Source organism: Actinocatenispora thailandica (assembly GCF_016865425.1).
GTDB classification, from domain to species: Bacteria; Actinomycetota; Actinomycetes; order Mycobacteriales; family Micromonosporaceae; genus Actinocatenispora; species Actinocatenispora thailandica.
On record NZ_AP023355.1, the window covers coordinates 6,098,421 to 6,111,521 of the forward strand.

At 73.1% G+C, this 13,101-nt stretch carries 12 protein-coding genes; 3 read left to right on the top strand and 9 right to left on the bottom strand.

Annotation, left to right across the window (positions count from 1 at the left end; all coding sequences use genetic code 11):
* Positions 1-13 precede the first annotated feature (13 nt).
* The 8 genes from paaE to Athai_RS27340 all read right to left on the bottom strand — a co-directional run bounded on the left by paaE (position 14) and on the right by Athai_RS27340 (position 8,249).
* Positions 14-1,120 carry a 1,2-phenylacetyl-CoA epoxidase subunit PaaE gene (gene paaE, locus Athai_RS27305; protein ID WP_203964135.1) on the bottom strand — a complete coding sequence of 369 codons (1,107 nt, stop codon included), beginning with the start codon at positions 1,118-1,120 and terminating at the stop codon, positions 14-16.
* On the bottom strand, positions 1,120-1,596 hold the full coding sequence (paaD, locus tag Athai_RS27310) for a 1,2-phenylacetyl-CoA epoxidase subunit PaaD (RefSeq protein WP_203964136.1): 477 nt from the start codon (positions 1,594-1,596) through the stop codon (positions 1,120-1,122). The genes paaE and paaD overlap by 1 nt, the downstream gene beginning before the upstream one ends.
* Positions 1,590-2,333 carry a 1,2-phenylacetyl-CoA epoxidase subunit PaaC gene (gene paaC / locus Athai_RS27315; protein ID WP_203964137.1) on the bottom strand — a complete coding sequence of 248 codons (744 nt, stop codon included), beginning with the start codon at positions 2,331-2,333 and terminating at the stop codon, positions 1,590-1,592. The genes paaD and paaC overlap by 7 nt, the downstream gene beginning before the upstream one ends.
* Positions 2,330-2,644, bottom strand: a complete 315-nt coding sequence (paaB, locus tag Athai_RS27320) for a 1,2-phenylacetyl-CoA epoxidase subunit PaaB (RefSeq protein WP_203964138.1) — start codon at positions 2,642-2,644, stop codon at positions 2,330-2,332. The genes paaC and paaB overlap by 4 nt, the downstream gene beginning before the upstream one ends.
* On the bottom strand, positions 2,641-3,732 hold the full coding sequence (gene paaA / locus Athai_RS27325) for a 1,2-phenylacetyl-CoA epoxidase subunit PaaA (RefSeq protein WP_203964139.1): 1,092 nt from the start codon (positions 3,730-3,732) through the stop codon (positions 2,641-2,643). Before paaA ends, paaB begins: the two co-directional genes overlap by 4 nt.
* Positions 3,733-4,095: 363 nt before the next feature.
* A complete protein-coding gene (locus tag Athai_RS27330; protein WP_203964140.1) occupies positions 4,096-5,688 on the bottom strand; it encodes a COG1361 family protein in 1,593 nt (530 codons plus the stop codon).
* A gap of 235 nt (positions 5,689-5,923) precedes the next feature.
* Complete coding sequence (locus Athai_RS27335) at positions 5,924-6,775, bottom strand: menaquinone biosynthetic enzyme MqnA/MqnD family protein (RefSeq protein ID WP_203964141.1); 852 nt, start codon at positions 6,773-6,775, stop codon at positions 5,924-5,926.
* 235 nt (positions 6,776-7,010) lie between these two features.
* Positions 7,011-8,249 (bottom strand): MFS transporter, encoded by a 1,239-nt coding sequence (locus tag Athai_RS27340; protein ID WP_203964142.1) that lies wholly within the window; start codon positions 8,247-8,249, stop codon positions 7,011-7,013.
* Between the two features lie 84 nt (positions 8,250-8,333).
* Here Athai_RS27340 and Athai_RS27345 point away from each other — a divergent pair, with 84 nt between their 5' ends.
* Positions 8,334-9,377, top strand: coding sequence for a S66 family peptidase (locus Athai_RS27345; protein WP_203964143.1), 1,044 nt, complete (start codon positions 8,334-8,336; stop codon positions 9,375-9,377).
* Positions 9,378-9,417: 40 nt separating this feature from the next.
* Positions 9,418-9,921, top strand: a complete 504-nt coding sequence (locus Athai_RS27350; protein ID WP_203964144.1) for an NUDIX hydrolase — start codon at positions 9,418-9,420, stop codon at positions 9,919-9,921.
* On the opposite strand, the gene Athai_RS27355 is transcribed toward Athai_RS27350, so the two are convergent.
* Positions 9,908-10,543, bottom strand: coding sequence for an ArsR/SmtB family transcription factor (locus Athai_RS27355; RefSeq protein ID WP_239157198.1), 636 nt, complete (start codon positions 10,541-10,543; stop codon positions 9,908-9,910). The two genes, Athai_RS27350 and Athai_RS27355, sit on opposite strands and share 14 nt — an antisense overlap.
* Before the next feature lie 492 nt (positions 10,544-11,035).
* On the opposite strand from Athai_RS27355, the gene Athai_RS27360 reads away from it, so the two are divergent.
* The gene (locus Athai_RS27360) at positions 11,036-13,096 is read left to right on the top strand and encodes a HelD family protein (RefSeq protein WP_203964145.1); all 2,061 of its coding nucleotides are present in this window, start codon (positions 11,036-11,038) and stop codon (positions 13,094-13,096) included.
* Positions 13,097-13,101 lie beyond the last annotated feature (5 nt).

Below are 13,101 nucleotides of genomic sequence, written 5' to 3' on the forward strand. Positions count from 1 at the left end.
CGGCCGCGAGCGATCAGCCGTCGTAGTCGACCTCGACGTGCTCGCTGACCGGGCTCGACTGGCAGGTCAGCACGTAGCCGGCGGCCAGCTCGTCGGGTTCCAGGGCGAAGTTGCGGGCCATCCGGACCTCGCCGCTGGTCACCTTCGCCCGGCAGGTGGAGCAGACCCCACCGCGGCACGAGTACGGCAGCTCACCGCGCACGTCGAGCGCCCGGTCCAGGATCCGCTCGTGGTAGGCCATCCCGAACGTGCTGGCCCGGCCGTCCAGCGTGATGGTCACCTGCGCCTCCCCCGCCGGTACCGGGGTGTCCGACGGTGCGGCGGGCGGCTCGGCGCTGACGTGGAACAGCTCGCTGTGCACCGCCCGGTCGTCGATCCCGGAGTCCGCGAGCAGTTGCTGCGCGCCGACGACCATCCCGTACGGGCCGCACAGGAACCATTCGTCCACTGTGGACGGATCGAGCAGGGTGGCCAGCAGCCGGCCGATCCGGTCGGTGTCCAGCCGGCCGGACAGCAACTCCGAGCCACCCGGCTCCCGGGACAGCACGTGCACCAGGTGCAGCCGGTCCGGGTACCGGTCCTTCAGGTCGGCCAGCTCGTCGACGAACATCACCGAGCGCACGAACCGGTTGCCGTACAGCACGGTGAACCGGCTCGCCGGCTCGACCGCCAGCGCGGTGGCGACCAGCGACAGTACCGGCGTGATCCCGCTGCCGGCGACGATCGCGGCGTAGTGCCGGGACCGGTTCGGGGTCAGCTCGGTGGTGAAGTGGCCCAGCGGGGGCAGCACCTCGACCCGGTCGCCGACGGCGAGTTCCTCGGCCACGTACCGGGAGAAGACCCCGTCCGGGATCAACTTCACCCCCACCTGCAGCTCGCCGTCGGCGGCAAGCAGCGCCGGCGTGGAACAGATCGAGTACGAGCGGCGCGCGTCGGTGCCGGCCACGAGGTGCCGCACCGTCAGGTGCTGGCCCGGCCGGAACGCGAACGTGTCGCGCAGCTCCGGCGGTACCGCGAACCCGAGCAGGTAGGCGTCGTCGGTCAGCCGCTCCAGCCGGGCGACGGCCAGCTTGTGGAACTCCGGGCGGCGGCGCGTCGGCCGGCGCAGCGTGACCGCCATCAGTGCTCCTTGATCCGGTCGAACGGCTCGCCGCAGGCTCGGCACCGCCACAGCGCGGTACAGGCGGTCGACGAGTAGCGGGACAGCTCCTCGGTGTCCGGCGACGCGCAGTTCGGGCAGCGCACCGACAGCCGTAGCGGGACCGTGCCGTCGCCGCGCGGTCCGGGTGGGGCGATGCCGGCGGCGTCGAGCTTCGCCCGGCCGGCCGCGCTGATCTGCTCGGTCGTCCAGGGCGGCGACAGCTGGGTCTCGACCGCCACGTCGGACACGCCGATCTCGGCCAGCCGGGACCGGATGTCGGCGCGGATCACGTCCATCGCCGGGCACCCCGAGTACGTCGGCGTGATCGCGACCAGCACCCGGCCGTCCACCACCGACACGGTACGGAGGATGCCCAGGTCGTCGATCGTCACCACCGGCAGCTCGGGGTCGGCGACGGCGGCGACCGCGGCGCGGGCCGCAGCCTCGGTCACCATGTCGCACCCGGGTGGGCCCGGTGCAGGTACTGCATCTCGGCGAGCAGGTAGCCCATCGCCTCGGTGTGCACGCCGTGCCGGCCGCCGGTCGGCGCCCAGTCGTCGTCCGGTACCGCCAGCGTCGCCTCGGTCAGCACCTTGTCCACCGTGGACAGCCAGGGCTCGCGCAGGGTGGCCGGATCGACCGCGACGCCCTCGGCCAGCAGCGCCGCATCGATCCAGTCGGCCTGGAACAGCTCGTGCGAGTACGGCCAGACCCGGTCGAGCGCGGCCGCCATCCGCTGGTGCGCCTCGGGGGTACCGTCCCCGAGCCGCAGCGTCCACAGCCGGGCGTGATCCACGTGGTACTCGGTCTCGGTGACCGCCTTGGCGGCGATCGCGGCGAGCCGCTCGTCGCTGCTGCGGCGCAGTGCGGAGTACAGCTCGTGCTGGTAGGCGGCGAAGCACAGCAGCTTGGCGATGGTCACCGCGAAGTCGCCGTTGTCCAGCTCGACCAGCTGGCAGTTGCGGAAGTCCTGCTCGTCGCGGAGGAAGGCGAGGTCGTCCTCGTCCCGGCCGGCACCCTCCAGCTCGCCCGCATAGCTCAGCAGCAACCGCGCCTGCCCCAGGGTGTCCAGGGCGATGTTGGCCAGCGCGACGTCCTCCTCCAGCTCCGGAGCGCGGGACGTCCACTCGGCGAGCCGTTGCGCGGCGATCAGGCCGTCGTCGGCCAGCGCCAGCACGTAGTCGGATCTCACAGGTGCTCGACCCCCTCCGGTACCGGGTAGAACGTCGGATGCCGGTAGACCTTGTCGGCGGCCGGCTCGAAGAACGCGTCCTTCTCGTCCGGGCTGGACGCGGTGATCGCCGCCGCCGGCACCACCCAGATCGACACCCCCTCCTGCCGTCGGGTGTACAGGTCGCGCGCGTTGCGCACCGCCAGCTCCGCGTCCGGCGCGTGCAGGCTACCGACGTGCGAGTGCGCCAGCCCGCGCCGCGGCCGGACGAACACCTCCCACAGCGGCCAACCCTGGCCGTTCGTTCCAGGCTGCGTGTTCTCGACGGTCATGCCGCGACCTTCCTCGCGCGCTGCTTCGCCGCGTACGCGGCGGCCGACTCCCGTACCCAGGTGCCGTCGTCGTGCGCCCGGCGCCGGTGCTCGATCCGCTGCCGGTTGCACGGCCCGTCGCCCGCGATGACCCGCGTCAGCTCGGCGAAGTCGGGCTGGGTGTACCGCCAGTGCCCGGTCTGCTCGTCGTAGCGCAGCGCCTCGTCCGGCAGCCGCAGGCCGAGCACGCCGGCCTGCTGGGCGGTCATGTCGACGAACTTCTGCCGCAGCTCGTCGTTGCTGAACCGCTTGATCTTCCAGGCCATCGACTGCGCGGAGTGCGTCGAGTCGGCGTCCGGCGGCCCGAACATCGCGAGCGACGGGTACCACCAGCGGTCGATCGCGTCCTGCGCCATCGCGCGCTGCTCGTCGGTGCCCCGGGCCAGCGTGTACAGCAGGTCGAACCCCTGCCGCTGGTGGAACGACTCCTCCTTGCAGATCCGGATCATCGCCCGCGCGTACGGCCCGTACGAGCAGCGGCACAGCGGCACCTGGTTGACGATCGCCGCACCGTCCACCAGCCAGCCGATCGCACCGACATCCGCCCAGGTCAGCGTCGGGTAGTTGAAGATCGAGCTGTACTTCTGCCGGCCGGCGAGCAGCTTGTCGAACAGCTCCGCCCGGGAGGTCCCGAGCGTCTCGGCCGCCGCGTACAGGTAGAGGCCGTGGCCCGCCTCGTCCTGCACCTTGGCGAGCAGGATCGCCTTGCGGGACAGCGACGGCGCCCGGCTCAGCCAGTTGCCCTCCGGCTGCATCCCGATGATCTCCGAGTGGGCGTGCTGCGCGATCTGCCGCACCAGCCCCTTCCGGTACGCCTCGGGCATCCAGTCGCGCGGCTCGATCTTCTGGTCCGCGCCGATCACCGCCTCGAAGTACGCCGCCAGCTCGTCGCCGGCCGCCCGCTCGTCGCCGGCCACGGTCCCGGCGCGGCCCGGTTCGCCGCCGGCGACCGCGCCGCGGTCCCGGTCGGCGGCGGCGCGCAGCTCCGCCTCGGCCGCCGCCACTTCGGACAACAGCCCGGACGCGCCGGGCACCTCCTGCCGCTCCATGCCCCCAGTGTTACAGCACTGCGTCACCACGGCAATAATCTGTAACACGCGATGCCGGACAATCCGGCCGGACACCGGCGCCGGACACGCCGGTGGCCGCGACGCGTGCGTCGCGGCCACCGTGAACCCGCTGGTCGGCGCGGTACCGACCGGACCGCCCGACGATGCGGTTCGAGCACACCGCCCGACGGTCCCGTTCGAGCGAACCGCCCGACGGTCCGGTTCGAGCGGACTGCCCGACGTCCGGTTCGAGCGAACCGCCCGACGGTCCGGTTCGAGCCCACTGTCCGGCCGTCGAGTTCGAGCAGACCGCCCGACATCCGGTTCGAGCAGGCCGGAACCCGATCTGGTCGAGCGGTTTGGTCAGTCGCGCACCCGGCGCCGCCGGGCTGCCACCACCAGGCCGAGACCGGCCAGCAGCACGCCCAGCCCGACCCCGCCGTACAGCCCGAGCCGGGCACCGGTCACCGGCAGCGACCCGCCGGCACTGCCACCCTGCCCGCCGGTACCGGTGGACCCGCTCGCGCTGGGCGACGGCGTCGCGCTGCCGCTCAGCACCGTCACCGTGATCGCCCCGTGGTCGTTCTTCGGGTTCCGGTCCGGAATGTTGCCCGCCGCGGTGACCAGCGTCCCGTCCGACCCGACCGCCGACTTCTCGATCTTCACCGTGAACGTCAGGTACTGCGTCTTGCCCGGCTTCAGGATGTTGCGCCAGCTGCAGTAGTAGCTGCGCCGGCCCGGGGTCCGGTGCCAGTCCGTGTCGGAGTTGGCGCACCAGGCGTAGTCGCCGTCCGGGACCGAGGTGGCGACGGTGCCGGACGGGAGCGTGACGTACGCGTGGCCCGGGTCGCCGCCGTCGAGATGGCCGGTGTCCGCGGGCCCGTCGTTCTTGACGCCGACCCGGAGCTTCACCGACTGGCCGACGTGGCCGCTGGTCTTGCCGCCGACGGCGGCGAGGTCCGCCGGGTTCTCGCCGACCCGAACCGGCATCATGGTCTGGTTGTCACCGGAGTCGGCGTCCTTCACCCGCGGCTGGCGCGGTGAGGTCGCAACGAACGACGCATGCAGGCTGCCCTCGCCGGCGCCCGCCCGGCGCGTGGCGTCGCTGTTCTCGCCCGACTTGCCGGGTGAGACCTTGAACCACAGGTTGTACGAGAGTGGACCCGGGGTGGCCGCCGCGACGTCCACCGGCAGGCCGGCCTTCCCGCCGACGGTCATCACGTAGGTCCGGCCTGGTTCGAACTGCCCGTCGAACACGCAGCTCATCGCATAGTTCTGGGGCAGCGGCGCGTACTTGCAGCCCTGGATCTTCTTGACGATCTCCAGGTATCCCGGGGACATGTTGTAGAAGTTGACGCTGACCCCGTCGGCCGCCTCGTCGCCCTGGTTGGTGAACGCCACCGAGGTGCGGATCTGCTCGCCGGCCTTCGCGTCGACCGGTGCGGGCTTGATCGCCATCAGGTCCGGTGCCGAACCCACGACCTTGACGCTGCCGTAGCTGACGTCCGAGCCAAGGTTGGACGAACTGATCGAGATCGACGGGGTGACCACGGTGCCGACCTTCACCCCGGGCTGGACCCGGAGCCGAACCGACATCAGGTCGTACGACCAGGTGTCCGCCGGCACGTCGTCCAACTTGCAGGTGATGACGCCCTGCTCGGTGGCGCAGCCGGAAGCCGGCTTGGCCACCTCGATCTGCAGCAGCTTGGCGGTCTCGGTGGTGTCGATCGTGACGACGACGTCGTGCGCGGCCTCGTCACCGGTGTTGCGAATCGACAGGGCGGTGACCTTGCCGGCCGAGTCGGGGCCGACATTCTGTGCGATCGAGATTTCGTCCAGGTCGACGCCGACCTGCGGGGGGTCGTCGTCGGCGGCGGCCGGGGTGGCGAGGGCGCCGGCGACGAGGACGGCGCCGACGACGGCGAGACCGCGGCGTAACAAGCGAGGCAGGTGCATGCAGGTCCTTCGCGCGAGTTGGGGAGGTCCGCACGGGAAGGCCCCTTCCGCACGCCGATGGGGACGACGGCCTTCCCGGGGAGATCCTTAGGAAACCTTCCGGTTTGAAGGGCCCGAGCACTCTATCGGAGCCGACAGACGGCTGGGAGTCGTCCGAAAGGTGGATGCGCGAAATACGTGAACGGCAGCGAACCCGGACCGACCGGGCGTGCGCTGGGTCACCGCACCGAGCGGGTCAGGCGTCGGCGAAGAAGGTGGGGCCACCTGCGGGCAGGGCCGGCACGGCGCCGGCGGCGGCGGCGCGGCGGGCGAACTCGCGCAGCCCGGCCACCTTCCGGTCGCTCAGGTCGAACTCCAGCGCCTGGTAGTAGCGGGCCAGGATCGCCTTGTCGAACGGCTCCCAGCGGACCGCCGACTCGACGACCGCGTCCAGTTCGGTGCGGGCCAGCGCGGTGGACCGCAGGAACGCCTGGTGCACGTCCTTGACCAGGCCCGGGTTCGCGGTGGCGTAGTCACGCCGGGCCGCCCACACCGCGAACACCATCGGCAGGCCGGTCCAGTCCTTCCAGGCCGAGCCGAGGTCGGTGACGGTCAGCCCGTCGTGGTCGCCCTCGTACATCGCGCGCAGCGCCACGTCGCCGATCACCACGGCGGCGTCCGCGTCCGCCAGCAGTACGTCGAGGTCCGGCTCGCCGCGCACGTACTCGGGACGCACCCCGTACCGCTCGGCCAGCAGCAGTTGGGCGAGCAGCACGCCGGTGCGGCTGGTCGAGCCGAGCGCGACCCGGCACCCGGAAAGCTCCGCGAGCGGGCGCTTGTGTACGAGGTTGACCGACAGCACCGGTCCGTCGCTGGTCACCGCGATGTCCTTCAGCACCAGCAGTTCGTCGGCGTGCCGGAGGAACTCGACCAGGCTGATCGGCGCGACGTCCAGCTCGCCGGCGACCAGCTTGTCGTTCAGCACGTCCGGCGGCGCCTTCGTCAGGTCGACGTCGGCCAGCGTGCCGGAGCGCATCAGCCCCCAGTAGATGGGCAGGCAGTTGAGGAACTCGATGTGCCCCACCCGGGGCCGCCGCAACACGCTCACGGCCCGAACCCTAGCCTCGTGACCACCGTCTCCCGGCCCAGGGTGGCCGAGACGTCACCCGCTTCACCGCCGGTCCTTGCAAGGATCCCCCCGGGGCGACCCGTGGGGCAGCGTCGCCGGACCCGGCCGGCCGGCCGCACTCCGCGCCCCGTTCGCCGGACGGGTCGACGGCGCGGTCGCACCTCGGGTCCCGGCCACGGGGCGGGTCGACCGGGCGGCTGCGCCCGGGCCCCGGTCACGAGGCGGCAGCGGCCGGTACCGGGTCGTCGGCGGTGATCGTCGCCGGGGCGCGGCGCAGGCCGCGCAGCACCGGTACCGCGAGGGCGGCGATCACGGTGAGGGCGAGCAGCCCGCTGCCGGTGAACAGCACGCGGGGGCTGACCACCGAGAGCAGGCCGCCGCCGACCGCGTAGCCGATCAGGGTGCCGCTGTTGATGAAGGCGTTGAAGGTGGCACCGACCCGGCCGCGCTCGTCGGGCCGGACCCGGCGCCCGAGCAGTACGCCGATGGCCAGGTTGAGGCCGCCGTTGGCGAGCCCGCCGACGAGGTAGACCGGGATCAGCCAGGACACCGTGGGCGCGGTCGCGAGACCGAGCATGACCAGCCCGAACACCCCGAGCAGCACCAGCAGCAGCCGCACCACGCCGCGGTCGTCGGGAGCGCGCCTGCCGAGCAGCCAGCCGCCGGCGATCGCGGCGGCGGACCACAGCGCGCTGAGCAACCCGTACGCGCTGGAGCTGCCGTGCAGGGTCTCCCGGACCAGGTAGACCTCCCCGACGTTGTCGCAGGTCACGGCGGTGATACCGACGGCGATGAGGACCAGCGCGATGGTCAGCAGCCGGTCGGCGCGCACCAGCGACAGCCCGCCGCGGACCCGGCCGGTACTCGCGTCCCGGCGCAGCGGCCCGCCGCCGTGCGCGGTGCGCAGCAGCAGGCCGGCGGCGATCACCGCGAGGAAGCTGACGGCGTCGACGAGCAGCGGCACGGTCTGGCCGAACCGGCCGACGAGGATGCCGGCGAGGGCCGGGCCGGCGAGGATGCCGAGCCCGCGGACGGTCTGCACGGCGGCCTGGGCCTGCGGGAGGCGGTCCCGGTCGACGGCCCGCGGGACGATCGCGCCGAGCGCCGGACCGGTGATCGCGAGGCCGCTCGCGACCAGCGCCATCAGCGGGATGATCAGCGCCGGCTGCCGCGCGTACGCGAGGCCGACGCACAGGAGCGCCTGGATCGCGCCGACCGTGACCAGCAGGGTACGGGTGCGGAACCGGTCCACCAGCCGCCCGGCGAGCGGCGCCAGCAGGACGGCCGGGGCGACGCCGGCGATCAGCAGCGCGGCGACGGCGTACCCGGCGGCGCCGTGCTGTTGCAGGGTCAGCACCAGGGAGGTGTCGGCCATGAAGTCGCCGGCGAAGGTGACGGCGGTGCAGCCGGCGACGATCGTCAGCTCGCGGCGCTCCGAACTCGTGAAGGACATATTTCGAAAATAATCCTTCACAACTTCGGGCGCAAGCTCCTCCCGGATTCCGGTACCGGCGCGGGCGCCAGATACTGTCCCGACATGGCTCAGCGCAGCACTCCCCCGAAGCCCCGACCCGGCGACGCCGTCGCGGTGCTCTCCCCGTCGTCCGGGTTGCCCGGACTCTTCCCCGCCCCGTACGAGCTGGGGCTGCGGCGGCTCCAGGACGACTTCGGCCTGCGGGTCGTCGAGTACCCGGCGAGCCGGAAGATGGGCTCCACCCCGCAGGAGCGGGCCGCGGACCTGCACGCCGCGTTCGCCGACCCGCAGATCGCCGCGGTGTTCGCCAGCATCGGCGGCGACGACCAGCTCACCGTCCTGCGACACCTGGACCGGGCACTGCTCGCGGCCAACCCGAAGCCGTTCTTCGGCTACAGCGACAACACCAACCTGCTGCTGACGCTGCGCAACCTCGGCATGGTCAGCTACCACGGCGGCTCGGTGATGGTCGAACTCGGCCGGCCGGGCGCCATGCACCCGATCACCGCCGCCAGCCTGCGGGCCGCGCTGTTCGACACCGGCGCGTACGAGCTGACCGAGACGAGCACCTTCACCGAGGTCAACTCGCGGTGGGAGGACCCGCGTACGTTCGACTCCGAGCCCGCCACCGACCCGGCCACCGGCTGGTACTGGCACCAGGGCGACCGGGTGGTCGAGGGCCCGGTCTGGGGCGGCAGCCTGGAGATCCTGTCCTGGCTGCTGATGGCCGGCCGGGAGATCGAGCCGGCCGACAGCTACGCCGGCAGCGTGCTGTTCCTGGAGACCTCCGAGGAGATGCCGGCCGCCACCGAGGTCTACCGGATCCTGCGCAGCATGGGCGAGCGCGGGCTGCTCCAGCAGTTCCCGGCGCTGCTGATGGCGCGGCCGAAGGCGTGGTCGTTCGAGCAGCCGCTGGACGCCGAGGGGCGGGTCCGGTACCGGGCCGACCAGCGGGAGGCGGTGCTGCGTGCGTTCGGCGAGTACGCACCGGACACCATGATCGTGTTCGACGTCGATCTGGGCCACACCGATCCGCAGCAGGTGATCCCGATCGGCGGCCAGGCCCGGGTCGACGGCCCCGCCCGCCGCATCACCGTCACCTACTGACCGCACCCGCCGCGCTCCGGTGGGCCCATAGGATGCCCGGATGGCGATATCCGAATACCTGGGCGGGTTGCGGGCGGTGGTCGGTCACGACCTGCTGCTGGTGCCGAGCGCGGCGGCGGTGGTGCACGACGACGCCGGCCGGATCCTGCTGGAACAGCGCAGCGACACCGGCAGCTGGGCGCTGCCGGCCGGCGGGATCGACCCGGGCGAGCAGCCGGCCGCCGCGGCGCTGCGCGAGGTCGAGGAGGAGACCGGGGTGCTCGCCGAGATCGAGCGGCTGGCCGGGGTGGCGATGCACCCGGTCCAGTATCCGAACGGCGACCGGTGCGAGTACCTCAACGTCTGGTTCCGGTGCCGGGCGATCGGCGGTACCGCCCGCCGCGACGAGGACGAGACGCTCGACGTGCGGTGGTTCGACCCGGACGCGCTGCCGGCGATCCACCCGTTCACCCAGCTGCGGATCGACACCGCGCTGCGCGAGGGCGCGCCGTGGTTCGTCCCGCCGGGCGAGCCGCTCGACGCGGTGCGGATCAGGTATCCGTAGGCTGCTCGTCCGGTCCCGGCACGGGGAACGCGCGGATCTCCAGCAGCACGTCGCGGGCGTCGGGCCGGCCGGCGCGCGCCTTGCGCGGGTACCGCTTGGCGAACGACTCGACCAGCTCCACGCACGCGGCGGTCAGCTCGCGAAGCTCGTCCAAGGTCAGCCGCATCCGCGACTCGCTGAAGTTCGCCGCGTCCCACCATTCCGGGTCGGCGTGCGGGGTGGCGGCGAAGAACCTCCGGGCCTGTTCGTCCCCGCGGGCCAGCACCAGCGGGGCGAGCAGCTGCGTCGCGGCGCGCGCGGCCGGGTCGGTGCCGGCGTCGTCGCCGACCCGCCAGCCGCCCGAGGAACGCCACCGGCGCTCCCGGCGGTCGGTGCCCGGCGCCTCCTGGACCAGGCCGTACTTGGCGAGTTCGCGCAGGTGGTAGCTGGTCGCGCTGGGTGACAGGCCGACGATGTCGGCGCACTCGGTCGCGGTCGCCGACTCACGATCGCCGAGATAGTCCAGGATCGCCAACCGCGCCGGGTGCGCCAGGGCCCGGATCGCCCGCGGATCGGTCAGGTTCGGTTTGTCGGGTCCTGCCCCGGTATTGGTGGGATCGTCGCCGCCGCTGTCACCGCTCACCGTCCCATCATTGCGCGTCGAACGGACCGAGCCGGTACGGGCCGCGTACCGCCGGCGACTCGACCCCGCACCGTGCCACCTTTGCTCTGCGCACCGTGATGCACCGCCGGGTGGTGCCCGCAGGTGCGCAGAGCCGGCTCTGGACACCCAGATGCACCGGAACTGGTGCAGCTGAGTGCGCAGAGCAAAGGAGGCGGGAAAGACAGGGGCGCGCCGGCGCCCGCCGAATAGGCAGGTGACGGGCGGGCGCCGGCGCGATAAGCTTTCGGACTCGCGCGCCGTGGTGGCGCGCCCCGTTGAACGGCACCGACCGCGCCGCGAACAGCAGCGGCGCCCGCGCCGGGCGGCGACAGCCGACCCAGGACACGCCTCGGAGCGCCGGGCGGCGGAGGACGAGCCGACACCCGGCTCGGTTGCCTTCGCCAGGGATCGCGGCGAGCAGTGCGCCGCCGCCGACCGGACGATCGTCGACGTGACGTCAGATGGGGCGACATGACCGTGCAGAAGACCGACCCTGCCCTCGACGCGGAACTCGCCGCCGAGCGGCACCACCTGACCTCCTCCCGGGCCGCGCTGCGCCGGATGCGCGAGCGTGCCGAGGGGCTCTACCGCACCGGCGACGGCGTCGGCGGTGACCCGTTCGCCGCCGAGTCGCTGGGCCGGGCGCTGGCCCAGCGGATCGCCGAACTCGCGGACGATCCGGACACCCCGCTGTTCTTCGGCCGGCTGGATCACGCCGACGACACCGAGCACGCCGACAACGCCGGGACGCGCTTCCACATCGGCCGCCGGCACGTGGTGGACGACTCCGGCGAGCCGCTGGTGATCGACTGGCGGGCCCCGGTCTCCCGGGCGTACTACCAGGCCAGCGCGCGGCAGCCGATGGGCGTGGCGCGCCGCCGGCGGTATGGCTTCGCGGCCGGCGCGCTGACCGGCTTCGAGGACGAGCACCTGACCGCGGGCGAGGAGCTCGGCACCGCGAGCCGCATCCTGACCAGCGAGATCGAGCGGCCGCGTGTCGGGCCGATGCGCGACATCGTGTCGACCATCCAGCCCGAGCAGGACGACCTGGTCCGGGCCGAGCTGGCCACCTCGCTGTGCGTGCAGGGCGCCCCGGGTACCGGGAAGACCGCCGTCGGCCTGCACCGTGCCGCGTTCCTGCTGTACCACCACCGCGAGCAGCTGCGCCGGTCCGGAGTGCTGGTGGTCGGGCCGAACGCGGCGTTCCTCGGCTACATCGCCGCGGTGCTGCCGGCGCTCGGCGAGGTCGGCGTCGACCAGTACACGGTGGACGCGCTGGTCGCGCACGCACCGGTGCGGGCGGTCGATCCGCCGGCAGCCGCCGCGGTCAAGCACGACGTGCGGATGGCGCGGGTGCTGCGCCGCGCCCTGTACGGGCGCCTGGTGAAACCGGCCGAGTCGCTGGTGGTGTCGGACGGTTCGGCCCGCTGGCGGCTGTCCGCGGAGGCGCTGCGCCGCATCGTCGACGACGCCCGCCGGGAGGGCCTGCCGTACGCGACGGGCCGGGAGCGGGTGCGCGCCCGGGTGGCGAGCGGGCTGCGCCGGCAGGCCGAGGCGCGCGGCGAGTCGCCCGGCGACGCCTGGGTGCGCAAGGTCGGCCGGTCCGGGCCGGTCCGCGAGTTCCTGGACACGTGCTGGCCGGCGGTCGACCCGACCGGGCTGGTCGTGGCGCTGCTCGGCGACCGGGAGCTGCTCGCGGGCGCGGCGGACGGCATCCTGACCGACGCCGAGCAGGACTCGATCGCCTGGCCGCGACCGCTGCGCAACGCCCGGCTGGACCGGGCGCCGAAGGCGGCGAAGCTGACCGCGGCGGACAACGTGCTGATCGACGAGGCGGCCGGGCTGATCGACCGGGTCGGCAGCTACGGGCACGTGGTGGTGGACGAGGCGCAGGACCTGTCGCCGATGCAGTGCCGGGCGGTGGCGCGGCGCAGCGAGCACGGCTCCATCACCGTGCTCGGTGACCTGGCCCAGGGCACCACGCCGTGGGCGGCCCGCCGCTGGCCGGACTCCCTTGCCCACCTGGGCAAGCCGGACGCCGCGGTGGCGGCGCTGACCACCGGGTTCCGGGTGCCCGGCGCGGTACTGGACCTCGCCAACCGGCTGGTGCCGGCGCTCGACGTGGCGGTACCGGCGGCGACCTCGCTGCGCGCGGACGGGTCGCTCCGGCTGCGCCGGATGTCCACAGTGGATGAAGAGCTGCCCGACGCGGTACGGTCCGCGCTGGCCGAGGAGGGCTCGATCGGGGTCATCGCGCCGGACGCGGCGATCGAGGCATGTGGCGTCGCACTGGCCGCCGCCGCGATCCCGCATTCCACGGTGGACGATCTGGCGGCCGCGGAGCGGGTGGTGCTGGTGCCCGCCACCCTCGCCAAGGGCCTGGAGTACGACCACGTCATCGTGCTGGAGCCGGCCGACATCGTCGCCGCCGAGCCGCGCGGCCTGCACCGGCTGTACGTGGTGCTCACCCGCGCGGTGTCCCGCCTGGTGGTGCTCTACTCGACCGACCTGCCCGCGGAACTGGTCGGCTGACCGTG